Raw genomic sequence first — 16,879 nt, forward strand, 5'->3', positions numbered from 1 at the left:
CCGGCTTACATCAATTGCAATTGTTCGACCGCGTCTGCAATCACATTGGGTTCCATCGAGCGCATGATCTTGCGGGTTTGCGGCATGATGCGCGCAAGGTCGCTGTTCAGGATTTCCTGCTTGACCGACAGCAGCTGCGCCGGGTGCATCGAAAATTCGCGCAACCCCATGCCGAGCAGCAGGCGGGTGAGCTTGACATCGCCCGCCATTTCGCCGCACACAGCCACGTCGATGCCGGCTTTATGCCCGGCCGCAATCGTCATCGAGATCAATTGCAGCACAGCCGGATGCAGCGGATTGTAAAGGTGTGCGACCTCATAATCAACCCGGTCGATCGCCAGCGTGTACTGGATCAGATCGTTGGTGCCGATGGACAGGAAGTCCATCCGCTTGACGAACATCGGCAGCGCCAGCGCGGCGGCCGGAATCTCGATCATGGCGCCGACGTCGACGTTCTCGTCGAACTTGACGTTCTGCTCGCGCAGCTCGGTCTTGGCCTGGGCGATCATCGCCAGCGACTGGTCGATCTCGAAGGCGTGCGCCAGCATCGGGATCAGGATGCGCACCTTGCCGAACGCCGACGCGCGCAGGATGGCGCGCAGCTGCGTCAGGAAGATCTGCGGCTCGGCCAGGCAGTAGCGGATCGCCCGCAGGCCCAGCGCCGGATTGAGCGCCGTGTGCTCGCTCTGGTCGAGCGGCTTGTCGGCGCCGATGTCGAGCGTGCGTATCGTCACCGGACGGCCCTTCATCGCCACCACCGCGCGCTTGTATTGCTCGAACTGCTCGTCCTCGGACGGGATCTTGCTGTTGCGGCCCATGAACAGGAACTCGGAGCGGAACAGGCCGACGCCGTTGGCGCCCGCCTCCATCGCGGCCGGGCAATCGTCCGGCAGTTCGATGTTGGCCAGCAGCGTGATCTCGGTGCCGTCCTTGGTGATGGCCGGCGTCTTCTTCAGCTTCTGCAGCTTCTTGCGCGCGCGGGCGGCGGCGCCCTGGCGTTCGCGGTACTGCTCCAGCACCAGCGCGCTCGGATTGGCGATGACCACGCCGGCGTCGCCGTCGATGATCAGCCAGTCGTCCTGCTCGATCAGGGTCGAGGCGCCGGACATGCCGACGGCCGCCGGGATATCCAGGCTGCGCGCGACGATGGCCGTGTGCGAGTTCTGCCCGCCGACGTCGGTGACGAAACCGATGAAGGAGCGGTCGCGGAACTGCAGCATGTCGGCCGGCGAGATGTCGTGGGCGACGATGATCATCTGCGCCTGGAATTCGTCCTCGCCGCCGGCGGCCGGCAGGATCTGCTCGGTGCCCATCAACACCTTCAGCACGCGCTCGGCGACCTGCTGGATGTCGGCCTTGCGCTCGCGCAGGTAGGGGTCCTCGATCTCGTCGAATTGCGCGGACAGCTCGTCGATCTGCGTCAGCAGCGCCCATTCGGCGTTGTAGTGGCGGGTGCGGATGATGTCGAGCGGCGCCTCCGAGATCATCGGGTCCGACAGGATCAGCGCGTGGACGTCGATGAAGGCGCCCAGTTCGGTCGGCGCGTCCTTCGGCAACTCGTTCCACAGCGTCTGCAGTTCCTTGTGCACCTGGGCCAGCGCCTGCTGCAGGCGCGCGACTTCGCCCTCGACCTGCTCTTCGGCCACCAGGTAGTGCTTGACGTCCAGCGCCGCCGGCGCCAGCTTGTGCGCGCGACCGATGGCGATCCCCCGCGAAACGGGAATGCCATGCAAGGTGAAGGAGGCCATAGGCGGACCTGTCGGGGTACGGGGGCGGCTGCGTTCCGCGGGCATTACTCGCCTTCGCCGAACTTGTCGTTGACCAGCGCCGTCAGCGCGGCGATGCAATCGCCTTCATCGGCGCCGTCCGCTTCCAGCGTGACCTTGGCGCCCTTGCCGGCGGCCAGCATCATCACGCCCATGATGGACTTGGCGTTGATGCGGCGCGCGTTGCGGGTCAGCCAGACGTCGCTCTGAAATTTTGCTGCCAGTTGGGTGAATTTTGCGGAGGCACGCGCATGCAAACCAAGCTTGTTGATAATCTCAAGTTCTTGTTGAATCATTTTTCTTTTGTCTCAATCAGAAATGCGCACTGCAAGAAATAATTCCAAAGTCAGGATTGCCCGACCCGGATTCGGTTATCGACGCGCACCGCCCCACTTTGCGCGCCGGCCAGGGCCATCTCCACCACCACGTCCAGCGTGTCGCGGCGGTAGGTGATGGCACGCAGCAGCATCGGCAAACTGATGCCGGCGATCACCTCCACCCGCCCGGCATCCGCCAGACGGTCACAGCAATTGGCGGGCGTACCGCCTTTGACGTCGGTAATCACCAACACGCCATCGCCGGCGTCGAGACGTTTGATCGCCGCCGCCGCCAGCGCCTGGACTTCGCCGAGGTCCTGGTCGGCGACCACGTCGATCGCCTCCAGCCGCTCGGTCGGACCACGGAACACATGGGCGCAGGCGGCAATGAAGGCCTGTCCCAGTGGTGCGTGCGTCATAAGCAGTATGCCAACCATATTCTTAAACCGCCAGTGAGCGCGGACGTTTTTTCACGGCGTCCGGCGCTATTGTTAATTTTTTAGTCGTGCGCCACAGCCGCTTCGACCGCGTCGATGAACATCGCGGCCACCGGGAAGCCCGTTTGCTGGGTGATTTCCTGGAAACAGGTTGGGCTGGTGACGTTCACTTCCGTTAGGAAATCACCAATAACATCTAATCCTACCAGCAACAAGCCACGGGCCGCCAGTACCGGGCCCAGGGCATTGGCAATTTCATAGTCGCGCTCGGTCAGCGGTTGTGCCACGCCGATGCCGCCGGCCGCCAGGTTGCCGCGCACCTCGCCGTTTTGCGGGATGCGCGCCAGCGAGAACGGCACCGGCTTGCCGCCGATGACCAGGATGCGCTTGTCGCCCTTGGCAATCTCCGGGATAAACCGCTGCACCATGATGGTGCGGGCGCCATTGTCGGTCAGCGTTTCAATGATGGCGCCCAGGTTCATGCCGTCGATCGTCACGCGGAAGATGCCGGTGCCGCCCATGCCGTCGAGCGGCTTGAGGATGACGTCGCCGTGATGCTGCTGGAAGGCGCGGATGCGCGCCTCGTCGGAGGTCACCAAGGTCGGCGAGGTGAATTGGCTGAACTGGCCGATGGTCAGCTTTTCATTGTGGTCGCGGATCGCGGACGGTTTGTTGAACACTTTCGCGCCCTGCTTCTCGGCCATCTCCAGCAGGTAGGTGCCGTAGATGTACTCCATGTCGAACGGCGGATCCTTGCGCTGGATGATGGCGTCGAACTCGCCCAGGTTGGTTTCGTGCGCCGGCGCGGCGCGGTACCAGTCGTGGGAATCGCCGGTCAGCGTGATCTGGGCGGCATTGGCGGTGACCACGCCGTTTTCCAGCGCCATGTCCTTTTGCTCGAAGGCATACACGGTGTGGCCGCGCTTGGCCGCCTCCACCATCATGGCGTAGGTCGAATCCTTGTAGGTCTTGAAACTGGCCAAGGGGTCGGCGAGGAAAGCTATTTTCATGGGCGCATCCATTCTGGGTAATGCCTGATTTTAGCCGAGTTTCGCCTGCGGCACCGGCGGGCGGACCAGTCGGCCTGCCCGGCGCGGAGGCTTAGTAGACTTCCGGATTCGGATCGGTGCGTTCCATTTCCAGCGACGCCGCCAGCAGCGCCAGCCGCGCCACCACGCCGTACACATAGAAACGGTTGGGCGCCGCCGTGCCCGGCTTGGCCTTCAGGTCCGGCACCGCGTGCTGCTGGGCGAACGCCAGCGGCACGTACTGCGAACCGGGCGCGTTCAGGTTCTGGTCGATGCCCTTTTCCGCGTGCACGCGGTAGAAGCCGCCGACCACGTAGCGGTCTATCATGTAGACCACCGGCTCGGCCACCGCGTCCTTGATGCTCTCGAACGTGGGCACGCCCTCCTGGATGATGAAGTCGGTCACTTCCCTGCCATCCTTGATGACGATCATCTTGTCGCGCTGGGCCTGGCTCAAGTCCTTGATTTCGCTGGAATCCTTGATGGTCAGGATGCTGGTGCCGTAGGTCCCGGCGTCCGGCTTGACGATAACGAACGGCTTCTGGTCCTTGATGCCGTATTCCTTGTACTTTTTCTTGATCTTCGACAGCAGCGCGTCGACGTTGGCGGCCAGGCAGTCGTAGCCCTCGCCGGTGCGGAAGTTGACGGCGTCGCACTTGGCGTGGAACGGGTTGAGCATCCACGGATCGACGCCGATCAGCTTGCCGAACTTCTTGACCACCTCGTCGTAGGCGTTCATGTGGTTGCTCTTGCGGCGGATCGCCCAGCCGGCATGCAGCGGCGGCAGCAGGCTCTGCTCATGGATGTTCTGCAGAATGTCGGGGATGCCGGCCGACAGGTCGTTGTTCAGCAGGATTGTGCACGGATCGAAATCCTTCAGCCCCACGCGGCGGCCGTTGGCCGACCGCACCAGCGGCTCGACCACCAGCATGTTGCCATCAGGCAAAGCCAGCGGCGTCGGCTGGGTGACCTCCGGCGACAGCGAACCGAGGCGCACGTGCAGCCCGGTCTGGCGGAAGATCTGCATCAGCCGCGCGACGTTTTGCAGGTAGGACGGATGGCGCTCGTGGATTTCAGGGATCAGCAGCAGGTTGCGCGCGTCCGGGCAATACTTGTCGATGGCAGCCATGGCCGCCTGTACCGACAATGGCAGCATTTCCGTCGCCAGGTGGTTGAAACCGCCCGGGAACAGGTTGGTGTCGACCGGCGCCAGCTTGTAGCCGGCGTTGCGCATATCGACCGAGCAATAGAATGGCGGCGTGTGCTCCTGCCACTCCAGCCTGAACCAGCGCTCGATGGCCGGCGTGGCGGCCAGGATTTTCTCTTCAAGATCGAGCAGCGGTCCGGTCAGGGCCGTGACGAGATGGGGAACCATGTTTACTTCCTTAGCTATTACCGTGCAGATAGCCCAAATCGGGGCGAAAACCGTATTTTAAAGGCAGGAAATGAAAAAAGCGCCTCTTTTGGAGGCGCTTTTCGTTGACCCGCCGAAACGGGTCGATGCAACATTATTAATTAAGCACAGGATTAAGCGTGATACGCGGACTCGCCATGGCTGGTGATGTCCAGGCCTTCGCGCTCTTCTTCTTCCGGAACGCGCAGGCCGATGACGATGTCAACCAGCTTGTAGGCGATCAGCGACACGATGCCCGACCACAGGATCGTGGTGCCGATCGCGGTGGCTTGCGTGGTCACCTGGCTGGCGATCGAGTAAGGATCGGCCGACATTTTGTTGGTGACGTAGTCGAAGATGCCTTGACCGCCCAGCGATGGCGAAGCGAACACGCCGGTCAGCAACGCACCCAGGATACCGCCCACGCCGTGCACGCCGAACACGTCCAGCGAGTCGTCGGCGCCCAGCAGGCGTTTCAGGCCGTTCACACCCCACAGGCAGATCACGCCAGCCAGCAGGCCGATGATCAGCGCGCCCATCGGACCGACGAAACCGCAAGCCGGGGTAATCGCGACCAGGCCGGCAACGGCGCCCGAAGCGGCACCCAGCATCGATGGCTTGCCTTTGAAGATCCACTCGCCCAGCAGCCAGGACATGGTGGCGGCGGCGGTGGCCAGCAGCGTGTTGACGAAGGCCAGGGCAGCGATGTCGCCAGCTTCCAGCGCCGAACCGGCGTTGAAACCGAACCAGCCGACCCACAGCAGCGAAGCGCCGATCATGGTCATGGTCAGCGAGTGCGGAGCCATCGATTCACGGCCGTAGCCGACGCGTTTGCCCATCATGTAGGCGCCAACCAGGCCGGCGACTGCGGCGTTGATGTGAACCACGGTACCGCCGGCGAAGTCCAGCGCACCTTTTTGGAACAGGAAGCCGGCTTTCGCGCCTTCGGTGGCGGCGGTGGCGGCATCCTTGATCGCGTCAGGACCAGTCCAGAACCAGACCATGTGGGCGACTGGCAGGTAAGCGAAGGTGAACCACAGTACGACGAAGGCCAGTACGGCGGTGAACTTGGCGCGTTCGGCGAAGGAACCGACGATCAGGCCGCAGGTGATGGCGGCGAACGTGGCCTGGAACACGACGTAGACGAATTCAGGAATCACGACGCCTTTGCTGAAGGTGGCGGCGGTCGAGAACGTGGCCTTGGCCGGATCCCAGATGCCGTTCAGGAAGGCACGGTCGAATTTACCGATGAAGGCATTGCCTTCGGTGAACGCCAGCGAGTAGCCGTAGACGCACCACAGCACGATGATCAGCGCGAAGATGGTGAACACTTGCAGCAGGATCGACAGCATGTTCTTGGAACGGACCAGGCCGCCGTAGAACAGCGCCAGGCCGGGAATCGACATCATGATGACGAGGATGGTCGACACCATCATCCACGAGGTGTCGCCCTTGTTCGGGACAGGTGCGGGTGCGGCGGCGGCTTCGGCCGGAGCGGCCGGCGCGGCGGCGGCCGGCGCCGGAGCGGCGGCAGCTGGCGCGGCGGCAGGTGCCGAAGCCTCAGGCGCCGACGCGGCAGCGGCGGCTGGTGCGGACGCGGCCGGTGCCGACGCTGCCGGCTTGGCATCCTCGGCATGGACCGGAGCAGCCAGCGCAAACAGGATGGAAACCCCAGCTAGCAACGTTGTTATAGTTTTCTTCATCAATCTTCCCCTTAAAGAGCTTCGTTGCCGGTTTCACCGGTACGAATGCGGATCACTTGTTCCAGGTTGTACACGAAGATCTTGCCGTCACCGATTTTGCCGGTGCGGGCAGCGCCTTCGATCGCTTCGATAGCCTGTTCGACGATGGAATCGTCCACCGCCGCTTCGATCTTGGTCTTCGGCAGGAAGTCCACCACATACTCCGCACCGCGATACAGCTCGGTGTGGCCTTTTTGGCGACCGAAGCCTTTTACCTCGGTGACCGTAATGCCTTGCACGTTGATCGCCGACAGGGCCTCGCGGACCTCGTCGAGCTTGAACGGCTTGATAATGGCGGTAATCATTTTCATGCTGGCCTCGCTTAGAAGGTTTTGGAAATGGACAGGACAGCACCCGTTTTTGCCAGGTTCTTCCCATCCGGTCCGACGTAGGCTTTCGTGTCGGCATAGACCGCCGCCAATGCCACCGTCACTACGCCGAAATCTTTGGTCACGCCCAGCTTGTAGTCGGTATAGCTGGAGGCGCCGTTGTGTTTTACGTTCTGGTGACCCGCGTGCACGTTCAGGATGTAGCCGTCGGTCAACTCGAAGTTGCCGGAAGCGTCGACGTAGCCGCTGTTCTTGCTGTCGGCAAAGCCGAACAGGTTGGTCGTCGATTGCGAGTATTTGAGCGAGACCGGACCATAGGAGATCTGGCCGTACAATTCGAAGGTATTGGCGCTAGGGTGCAGGCCGTTCGATGGGTAGTAGTAGTACAGGCCACCGACGTCGTACGAGACGTCCTTGACGATCTCGCCGCGCTTGCCGGCGTACAGATCCCATTCGACATCGCCATCACCGCCTGCGTCCTTGGTCCACTTGATGGTGGACAACCAGGTACCGGCATACAGGCCGGTCGGATTATTGGTATAGTCCGCGCCGCCCTGCAGAGCAGGTTTCAGACGGGTTTGCGATACGCCGCGATAGCGGTAGTCGCTGACAATGGCCGCGTTAAAGCTGACTTCATTGTCGGGTTTCGCTTCCGGCGCGGGTGTCGCGTCTTCGGCGTGCGCCATGCCGGCGCTCAGGGATGCGAATGCTAACGTCAACGCTGCAAGGGTTACGTTCAGGGTAAAGTTCTTAGTCAAGCTTTTCATTGTATTTTTCCTTGTGTAGTGTGAACTTAGTTAGCAGTTGCGGTTTAAAATCCTTGTAAAGCGAAGCGGTGAACAGCATCATTAGCTTCTTTAGCAGAATGCGTGCCAGCTAATGTTGCCGAGGTGATAGCGGCTGCATCAGCAACTACAACGGGGCGTTTCCGACAAAAGTGGGAGTTGGGCGGCCTGCGGCGGCAAAAATCACGAATTTCGCACCACTTTAACGCCGACATGCACCGCAATGGTGCGACGCATGGGCGACTAGATCAAGGAATATTATGGATATGAACACTTTTTTTAACGACTTGCAGACCAAGATCAGTCAAGCCATCGAAAACTCACCAGCAAAGGACATCGAGAAAAACGTGAAGTCCATGATGACGCAGGGTTTTTCCAAGCTGGACCTGGTCACGCGCGAGGAATTCGACGTCCAGACGCAAGTGCTGGCCAAGACCCGCGCCAAGCTGGAAGCGCTGGAAACCCGTTTGGCCGAGCTGGAAGCCAAGGCGGCAGGTCAATAAAATAGCGGAATAAGTAAGCGAAATGCGGCCGGCGCCCGCCCGTTTGGGCTAGCGCAAGGCGGGACGGCGGGCTTGGGCTACGCTGGCGGCTGGTTATCACTGGTCGGTCTGCCATCCCATGAGCCTAGCCGTACTCAAGAGCCGCGCCCTGGCGGGCATGGAGGCGCAGGAAGTCAGCGTCGAAGTGCACCTGGCCAACGGGCTGCCAGCCTTCACCATCGTCGGGCTCGCCGACACCGAGGTCAAGGAAGCCAAGGACCGCGTCCGCGCCGCCATCCAGAACGGCGGCTTTGAATTTCCCGCACAACGCATCACCGTCAACCTGGCCCCGGCCGATTTGCCGAAGGAATCGGGGCGCTTCGATTTGCCGATCGCGCTGGGCATCCTGGCCGCGTCCAGGCAGATTCCGTCCGCCCGCCTGCACCAATATGAATTCGCCGGAGAGCTGTCGCTGTCGGGCGAGCTGCGGCCGATACGCGGCGCGCTGGCGATGTCGCTGGCAACCCGGCGCAACGGCGGCCGGCTGGCCTTCATCCTGCCGATGGCCAACGCCGACGAAGCCGCGCTGGTGGCAGATGCCGCCATCTACCCGGCGCAATCGCTGCTGCAAGTGTGCGGCCACTTCGGCGCCAAGTCCGCCGACGCCATGCTGTCGCGGCATGAACCGGTGCAACTGGTGACGCAGCCGGACTATCCGGACTTTGCCGACGTCAAGGGCCAGCTGATGGTCAAGCGGGCGCTGGAGGTGGCGGCGGCCGGCAATCACAGCATCTTGCTGGTCGGGCCGCCGGGCGCCGGCAAGACCATGCTGGCCGCCCGCTTCGTCGGCCTGCTGCCGGCCATGACCGACGAGGAAGCGCTGGAGGCGGCCGCCGTGCAATCGCTGACGGGCAGCTTCCGCATCGAGCACTGGAAGCGCCGGCCGTTCAGGTCGCCTCATCACACCAGTTCCGGCGTCGCCCTGGTTGGCGGCGGCAGCGTGCCGCGCCCCGGCGAGATTTCGCTGGCGCACCGCGGCGTGCTGTTCCTCGACGAACTGCCGGAATTTGATCGTCGGGTGCTGGACGTGCTGCGCCAGCCGATGGAATCCGGCCGCATCACGATTTCGCGCGCCGCCCGGCAGGCCGAGTTCCCCGCGCACTTCCAGCTGATCGCCGCCATGAATCCCTGCCCTTGCGGCTATTCGGGCCACATCAGCGGCGTCTGCAACTGCTCGCCGGACCTGATCCGGCGCTATCAAAGCCGCGTGTCCGGCCCGCTGCTGGACCGCATCGACATGCAGATGGAAGTGGCCGCCGTCAATCCGGAGGTGCTCAGCGCCGACGCCGATGGCGAACCGACCACCGTCATCGCCGCGCGCGTGCAGGCAGCCGCCGATATCCAACTCGAACGCCAAGGCAAGCGCAACCAGTACCTGACCACGCGCGAGATCGATCATTTCTGCAAGCCCGACAAGGCCGGCAAGGCACACCTGAAACAGGCGATGGAACACTTCCAATGGTCGGGCCGCGCCTACCACCGCATCCTGCGCGTGGCGCGCACGATCGCCGACCTCAAGCAGGCCGAACGCATCTCCCAACCGCATGTCGCCGAAGCGATCCAGTACCGCCGGGCGCTGCGCGACCGCTGAAGTATCCCCGTGCTGGCTGCCCGTGCTTAATTCTGCCGATGAGGCCGCTTATCGTCACCTCTTCGTTAGCCTTGCTGATATATTGCTCGCTGCTCATTTAATCAGCCGGGAATTCAATGACACGCCTGCCCCTCTACCTCGCCGCCAGCGCCCTGCTGGCCGGCTGCGCCACCAGCCAGGTGCCGCTGACCGATTTCACCGCCAACTCCGGCAGCCCGCGCGCGCCCGAGCAACTGGCGGTCACCTTCGACAAGGCCGACCTGGCGCTGCGCGTCGATCCCGCCACCCAAAGCATCAGCGGCGACGCCGCGCTGACCTTCACCGCCACCGCGCCGCTGACCCGCATCGCCGTCGAACTGGACCGCAACCTGCCGGTCGATTTCGCCAGCGTGGATGGCGTCGCGCTGGCACCGTCGGCGATCAGCAATCCGGACGGCCGCCTGTACCTGACCCTGCCCACGCCGCTGGCGGCCGGCGCCGTCACCACAGTGCGCATCCGCTATCACGGCATCCCGCATGTGGCCAGCCACGCGCCGTGGGACGGCGCCTTCATGTGGAGCAAGACCGAAGACGGCCAGCCATGGATCACCACCACCGTCGAAGGCGAGGGCTGCGACCTGTTCTGGCCCTGCATCGACCATCCGCAAGGCAAGCCCAAGCTGATCGACCTGCACATCAGCGTGCCGACGCCGCTGGTGGTGGCCGGCAACGGCGTCGCGCTCGGCATGGATGAAAAAGACGGCTGGCGCACCTACAACTGGCGCGCGAAAAATCCCAGCACCTACGGCGTCGCGCTGAACATCGGTCCGTACGAAATGCTGTCCGGCGAGTACGACAGCCGCTACGGCAACAAGATTCCGCTGCGCATGTGGTACCTGAAAGGCCACGATAAAAAAGCCCAGGGCCTGTTCGCCGAGTTCGCGCCGATGCTGACCTTCTTTGAAAGCCGCATCGGTCCCTACCCGTTCGGCGACGAAAAGATGGGCGTGGTCGAGACCCCGCACCTGGGCATGGAACACCAGACCATCAACGCCTACGGCAACGGCTACGTCAAATCGCCCTACGGCTACGACTGGCTGCTGCATCACGAGCTGTCGCACGAGTGGTTCGGCAACCAGATGACCAACGCCGACTGGGACGACATGTGGCTGCACGAAGGCTTCGGCAGCTACATGCAGCCGCTGTACCTGGAATACCTGCGCGGCGAGATGGACTTCCAGGCAGAGCTGTTCAACCAGCGCAAGTCCCTGCGCAACAAGGTGCCCGTGGTCAGCGGCAAATCGATGCGCATCGAGGACGTCTACGAGGACGAGCGCGGCGGTCCGGGCAACGACATCTATACTAAAGGTTCGCTGATCCTGCACACGCTGCGCAACCTGATCGGCGACGACGCCTTCTTCCGCGCCACGCGCCGCATGGTGTACGGCACCGACACGCCGGCGCCGGGCAACTTCCAGCCGCGCTACAGCAGCACCAGGGAATTCATCGCCATCGCCAACGAGGTCAGCGGCCGCGACCTGGGCTGGTTTTTCGACGCCTACCTGTACCACGCGGCCTTGCCGGAACTGGTGGAGGAACGCAGCGGCAACCAGCTCAAGCTGAGCTGGAAACTGAAGGATGGCGGCGCCTTCCCGATGCCGCTCGAAGTGCGCGTCAACAACCGCATCGAGAAGCTGGCGATGACCGACGGCAAAGGCGAACTGACGCTGCCGCCGCAGGCACTGGTCACCATCGACCCGAATTCGCGCGTGCTGCGCCAGCTGGCCCATATCGACGAATGGAAACTGCAGGAAGAAGCCCGCAAGAAAAAAGAAAAGGCCGGGAAATGAAGAAAATATCCCTATCGCTGATGCTGGCGGCCGCGCTGTGCGCCTGCAGCCCGCAATACGACTGGCGCGACTACCGCAGCGACGACGCGCCCTACGCGGTGCTGTTCCCCGGCAAGCCGGCCAGCCAGACCCGCGCCATCCAGCTGGACGGCATGGACGTCAGCATGACGATGACGGCCGCCGAAGTGAACGGCGTCGTGTTCGCGGTCGGCAGCGCGCAGCTGGCGGATGCGGCCAAGGGACCGGCCGCCATCGAGGCCATGAAAACCGCGCTGGTCAACAATATCGGCGCCACCGTCACCAACAACAAGTCCTCTGTTAACGGCAAGCAATCCACGCTCGAAGTTGAGGCAAAGGGCAGCCAGAATGGTGAAGCGATGCGCCTGATTGGACGTTTTATTGCAAAGGACAAAAGGATTTACCAGGTCATCGTCATGGGCCGCGATAAAAACATCGTGCAGGACGAGGTGGAAACTTACCTGAGTTCATTCAAATTGAACTGAAACGGTGGCGCTGGCTTAAAAGATGCTTAATCTGACGTGCGCTAGCGCTCATACAGATGAGCGGCTCTATTGTAAAGTTGTACCCATGGCCTAATGTCTAAGCTAACGGCCTGCCGCTCAGGCAAGAAGCGGTGCACCGTGGTATCGTTCAACTACAAGACTAAGAAAGCACTCTATGTTAATTGCGTTCAAATCCCCATCCAGTCCGGAAGTCCTGATGTACCAGGAACATGCGCAACGCATCCTGGACCTGCTCCACAAAAATCCGACGCGCGGTGTGATCACGGCGGCGGAAGCGGCCCAGGCTTTGTCGGTGCTCGAACACGAGGTTGCCGAGAGCAAGCTGCATCCGGAAAATGACGTCGAACACGACGCGCATGCCCACGAAAAGGAAGAAGGCGAAACGGTGGAGCACGCCGTATTGCAACGCGTCGGCTTTGCCGCCCGTGCCTATCCGCTGCTGGAGATGTTGCGCGCCGCGAAACAGGAAAACGAAAGCATCATCTGGGGCGTTTGACCCCGCCTTCCCGTCAATCTCCCGCCAGCGACGCCTTGAGCGGGAGATCTATCGTAAAGCGCGTGCCCACGCCCACCGCGCTGTCCACGCGAATGCTGCCATCGAGCAGCGAGGTCACGATGTTGTACGTGATGCTCAGCCCCAGTCCGTTGCCCCCCTGTCCCAGCTTGGTCGTGAAGAAGGGATCGAAAATGCGCGCCTGGTGTTCGATCTCGATGCCCTTGCCGTCGTCCTGGAACACAATCCGCACCTGATCCGTGCCCAGCCGCACCGCCCACATCTTGATCGTGCCGCCGCTGCGGCCGTCAAACGCATGCAGCAGTGCATTGTTGATCAGGTTGATGATGACCTGGCCGTACGGTCCCGGGAAACTGTCCATCTGTATATCGTCCGGCATCTCCAGCTCGACCTGATGCCCGGCCTTGCGGATCTGGTTCTTCATCGTCGTGACGATTTCCTGGCTGGCCTGGTGCAGGTCGAAATGGCGCCGCTTGGCGCTGGCCTGGTCCACCGCCACCTGCTTGAAACTGTTGACCAGCTCGGCCGCGTTGCGCAGGCTGCGCATCAGCAGCGTCGACGCCTCGCGCGCCGCGTCGATGAAAGCCTGCAGATCCGAGCGCCGCAGCTGGTTGCTGCTGTTGCGGCTGTCGATCTCTATCGTCTTGTCCTCCAGCGTGCTGGCGATCACCAGGCTGTTGCCGATCGGCGTGTTCAACTCGTGCGCCACGCCGGCCACCAGCGAACCGAGCGCGGCCAGCTTCTCGCGCTCCACCAGTTGCTGCTGGGCGTCCCGCAGCTGCCGGTACGAATCGGCGTTGGCAAACGCCACCGCCACGTACGAGGCCAGCGTGGTCAGCATGTCCAGGTCGATGCGCTGATAGGCGTGTGCGCGATAGCTGTGCACGGTGATCACGCCGCGCACCTGGCCGGTGACCGAGATCGGCACATAGATCAGCGAGCGCGGCTCGGTCGGCAGCGAGCCGTCCTCCAGCGTGCCCATGTCGTCGGCGCCGGACACCAGGTCCAGGCTCTCGATGTAGCGCGCATACTCTTGCTCCAGATCGTTGATGAACACTTCCTGCGCATTGGTGATGCACCACACGGCCAGCTGGTTGGGTTCGCGCATGCTGCGCGTGTATGGCGTATAGCGCTTGCCCTGCTCCATCGCGAACGGATATTCGATCAGCTCCTGCTCGGGCCGGTAAATGCCGATGCCGAACACGCTGGCGTCCATCAGCGCATGCACCTGCTGGTACAGCATCGACATGATGGCTTCGCTGTCGAGGTTGGCGGTGATGCGCCGGCCGATGTCGGACAGCAGCGAGATATTGCGGTGCGCCAGCTCCACGCTTTCCTTCTGCCGCTCGACCTCCTGCTTCTGCCGTTCTATCGATTCCTTTTGCTGCACCAGCTCCCGCGTGCGGCTGCCGACCTCCGCTTCCAGCACATGCTTTTGCCGCACCAGCATGTTGATGCGGAAGCGTATCAGCAGATAGGCGCCGCCCATCGCCAGGCTCAGCCCGAGCATGCGGAACCACCAGGATTTCCAGAACGGCGGCGCGATGATGACCTCCATCGCCACCGCATCGGAACTCCAGACGCCATCCTTGTTGGCGGCGCGCACGCGGAACACATAGCGGCCCGGGTCGAGATTGGTGTAGGTGGCGAAACGCTTGCCGGCGTCGGCCGTTACCCATTGCGGATCGAAGCCTTCGAGCTGATAGGCAAAACGGTTGCGCTGCGGGTCGGCGTAATGCAGGCCGGCGAATTCAAACGAAAACACCGCGTCGAGATAACTCAGGTGCAGCGACTTGGCCTCGTAAATCGGCCCCTTGGCCAGCACGTCGGTACGCAGCGCATCGCTGAGGATGGACTGGTTGAAGATGGAAAAATCGGTGATCGATACCGGCGGCGCGTGCGGGTTGTCGTGGATGTGCGACGGCTGGAACGCGGTCACGCCGGCCAGTCCGCCGAAGTACAGCGTGCCGTCCGCCGCCTTGTAGCCGGAGCCGATGAAATAGGAACCGTCGATCAGGCCGTCGCGCGAGGTGTATTCCTTGAACACGCCGGTATCCGGATTGAACATGGACAAGCCCGCCGTGCTGCTGATCCACAAACGTCCCTGTCGGTCGGGGAGGATGGCGCCGACCGGATCGGGCGCGCGGCCGTTGCGGCTGGGATAAAAGCGGAAGCGCAATTCGCCGTCGGCGCCGCGTTCGCCCATGCACAAGCCGGCCGCCGTGCCTATCCACAGGCGGCCCTTGTCGTCTTCGTACAGGTAGTGCACGCGCTTGTGGCTCAGGCTGTCCGCCCGGCGCGGATCGTGGCGGTAATGGCGGAACTTGCCGGTGGTGGCGTCGAAGCGGTCCAGGCCGTTCTCGGTGCCCAGCCACAGCACACCGGCGTGGTCTTCCAGCAAGGCGTAGATACGGCCGTCCAGGCTGTCGGCATTGTTCGTCTCGTGGCGCCAGGTGGTGATCGCGCCGGAGTGTTGATCGATGTGGTGCAGGCCGGCGCGCGACGCCACCCATATCTCGCCGGTATGATCGACCAGCACGCGCTGAACCGACAGCGACGCCGGATCGGCATCGAGCGCGGTCCGCGTGAACTTGCCGCTGGACGGATCGCGCCATCCCAGTCCGGTGGTGCTGCCGACCCACAGCCGGCCCTGCCGGTCTGTGTCGAGCGCCAATATCTGGTCGCCGGGCAGGCTGGCCGGATCGCCCTCGTCATGATGCCAGGTCTTGCTTTCAGCTTTGTCCAGATCCAGCAGCGTCAGGCCGTCGCCGGTGCCCAGCCACAGCTTGTTGCCGCCGGCGCCGCCGATGATGCGCACCTTGTTATTGCTGATGCTGGGCAGCACACCTGGATATTCGGTGTAGCGTTCGAAGCCGCCGCTGGCCAGGTCCACCCAGTCGACGCCGCTGTACCAGTTGCCGACCCATAAGGTGCCGGTGCGATCCTGGTACAGGGCGCTGATCTGGTTGTCGCCAATGCCGTGGCGGTCCTGGCTGTTGCGGCGGTAGTGGTAAAAATGCCTGGAGACGGGATCGCGCCGCTTCAAGCCGTCGGCAAAGGTGCCGGCCCAGAGCACGCCGTCGCTGTCATGCAGCAGCACGACGACGCGCTGGCCTGACAAGTCTTCATCCGGTGCCAGCGCGATGCGCTCCGCCTCGGCGCCGTTCAGGCGCCATGCCTGCAAACCGCTCTGGGTGCCGGCCCACAACACGCCGTCCGCGCCTATCGACAGCGACAGGATGCTGTTGGAAAGTACCGCGCCGGCCTGCGGCGACAGATGCCTGAATTTCGAACTGCCGGCCGCCAGCACTTCCAGGCCGCTGGCGGTACCGATCCACAGATTGCCGGGTTTGTCGCGCACCAGCGCAGTCACGCGATCGTCGCCGATGCTGTCGGCGTCGGCCTCCGCATGTCGCAACGTTTGCACTTGCCCGGTGGGGATGTCGAAGCGCTGCAGGCCCTCGCTGGTCACCAGCCACAAGCCCTGCTTGCCGTCGCCGACTATGCCGGTCACCGTCAGGCCTCCGTTCTTGTTGATCTGGTGCACGAAGGATTGGGTGGCGGGATCGTAGCGGTCCAGGCCGCCTTTACTGCCGACCCACAGCGTGCCGCCGGCGTCCTCGTACAGCGCGTGCACGTAATTGTCGAGCAGGCTGCGGGGATTGGACGGATCGTTCTTGAACACCGTCATCCGGTAACCGTCGTAACGGTTCAATCCGGCCTGGGTGGCCAGCCACATGTAGCCGTGGCGGTCCTGCAGAACAAAGGTGACGGATTCCTGCGTCAGTCCCTGTTCGACGCCGAGATGCTCAAATCGCAGGCTGAGCGGCGCGGCCCGTACAACGGAAAAAAGCCCCAACAGGAGCAGGAAAAAGAGGCGAACGGAGCGTGTTGCAATACCTGGCATAAGGTTGCTTCCGGGATATCGCCCCATTCTCGCACAACCTCAAAAATCCGAACGAAAAAAAACCCCAACAGCATTCAATCTGTTGGGGTTTTTTCATAATAACTAGCCTGACGATAACCTACTTTCACACTGGTTGCAGCACTATCATCGGCGCAGAGTTGTTTCACGGTCCTGT

14 protein-coding genes are annotated in these 16,879 nt (G+C 62.7%); 5 read left to right on the forward strand and 9 right to left on the reverse strand.

The window, feature by feature from the left end; translation table 11 throughout:
• Positions 1-5: 5 nt before the first annotated feature.
• The 8 genes from ptsP to ACCD07_RS21905 form a co-directional block, all read right to left on the reverse strand.
• Entirely contained in the window at positions 6-1,748 is a 1,743-nt protein-coding gene (ptsP, locus tag ACCD07_RS21870) for a phosphoenolpyruvate--protein phosphotransferase (RefSeq protein ID WP_413448542.1), read from the reverse strand.
• A 44-nt stretch (positions 1,749-1,792) separates the two neighbouring features.
• A complete protein-coding gene (locus tag ACCD07_RS21875; RefSeq protein ID WP_008444930.1) occupies positions 1,793-2,062 on the reverse strand; it encodes an HPr family phosphocarrier protein in 270 nt (89 codons plus the stop codon).
• A 50-nt stretch (positions 2,063-2,112) separates the two neighbouring features.
• A complete protein-coding gene (locus ACCD07_RS21880; RefSeq protein ID WP_176654882.1) occupies positions 2,113-2,520 on the reverse strand; it encodes a PTS sugar transporter subunit IIA in 408 nt (135 codons plus the stop codon).
• A 62-nt stretch (positions 2,521-2,582) separates the two neighbouring features.
• On the reverse strand, positions 2,583-3,530 hold the full coding sequence (gene gshB / locus ACCD07_RS21885) for a glutathione synthase (protein WP_176654883.1): 948 nt from the start codon (positions 3,528-3,530) through the stop codon (positions 2,583-2,585).
• Positions 3,531-3,621: 91 nt separating this feature from the next.
• Positions 3,622-4,923, reverse strand: a complete 1,302-nt coding sequence (gshA, locus tag ACCD07_RS21890) for a glutamate--cysteine ligase (RefSeq protein ID WP_176654884.1) — start codon at positions 4,921-4,923, stop codon at positions 3,622-3,624.
• Between the two features lie 152 nt (positions 4,924-5,075).
• Positions 5,076-6,644, reverse strand: a complete 1,569-nt coding sequence (locus tag ACCD07_RS21895; protein ID WP_353399281.1) for an ammonium transporter — start codon at positions 6,642-6,644, stop codon at positions 5,076-5,078.
• 11 nt (positions 6,645-6,655) lie between these two features.
• Positions 6,656-6,994 carry a P-II family nitrogen regulator gene (locus ACCD07_RS21900; protein WP_008444920.1) on the reverse strand — a complete coding sequence of 113 codons (339 nt, stop codon included), beginning with the start codon at positions 6,992-6,994 and terminating at the stop codon, positions 6,656-6,658.
• Between the two features lie 11 nt (positions 6,995-7,005).
• Entirely contained in the window at positions 7,006-7,779 is a 774-nt protein-coding gene (locus ACCD07_RS21905) for a TorF family putative porin (protein ID WP_176654886.1), read from the reverse strand.
• Positions 7,780-8,057: 278 nt separating this feature from the next.
• Here ACCD07_RS21905 and ACCD07_RS21910 point away from each other — a divergent pair, with 278 nt between their 5' ends.
• The 5 genes from ACCD07_RS21910 (at position 8,058) to ACCD07_RS21930 (ending at position 12,779) form a co-directional block, all read left to right on the forward strand.
• Positions 8,058-8,300 (forward strand): accessory factor UbiK family protein, encoded by a 243-nt coding sequence (locus tag ACCD07_RS21910; RefSeq protein ID WP_176654887.1) that lies wholly within the window; start codon positions 8,058-8,060, stop codon positions 8,298-8,300.
• A 118-nt stretch (positions 8,301-8,418) separates the two neighbouring features.
• Positions 8,419-9,930, forward strand: coding sequence for a YifB family Mg chelatase-like AAA ATPase (locus ACCD07_RS21915; protein ID WP_353399276.1), 1,512 nt, complete (start codon positions 8,419-8,421; stop codon positions 9,928-9,930).
• Positions 9,931-10,046: 116 nt separating this feature from the next.
• Positions 10,047-11,759 (forward strand): M1 family metallopeptidase, encoded by a 1,713-nt coding sequence (locus ACCD07_RS21920; protein WP_413448543.1) that lies wholly within the window; start codon positions 10,047-10,049, stop codon positions 11,757-11,759.
• Positions 11,756-12,262: a hypothetical protein gene (locus ACCD07_RS21925; RefSeq protein ID WP_413448544.1), complete on the forward strand. Its 507-nt coding sequence runs from the start codon at positions 11,756-11,758 to the stop codon at positions 12,260-12,262. The genes ACCD07_RS21920 and ACCD07_RS21925 overlap by 4 nt, the downstream gene beginning before the upstream one ends.
• A 175-nt stretch (positions 12,263-12,437) precedes the next feature.
• Positions 12,438-12,779, forward strand: a complete 342-nt coding sequence (locus tag ACCD07_RS21930; protein WP_176654891.1) for a DUF1840 domain-containing protein — start codon at positions 12,438-12,440, stop codon at positions 12,777-12,779.
• A 13-nt stretch (positions 12,780-12,792) separates the two neighbouring features.
• Here ACCD07_RS21930 and ACCD07_RS21935 read toward each other — a convergent pair whose 3' ends face one another.
• Complete coding sequence (locus ACCD07_RS21935) at positions 12,793-16,656, reverse strand: two-component regulator propeller domain-containing protein (protein ID WP_413448545.1); 3,864 nt, start codon at positions 16,654-16,656, stop codon at positions 12,793-12,795.
• Positions 16,657-16,879 lie beyond the last annotated feature (223 nt).

The sequence above is a fragment of the Duganella sp. Dugasp56 genome (genome assembly GCF_047304105.1).
GTDB classification, from domain to species: Bacteria; Pseudomonadota; Gammaproteobacteria; order Burkholderiales; family Burkholderiaceae_D; genus Rugamonas; species Rugamonas hordei.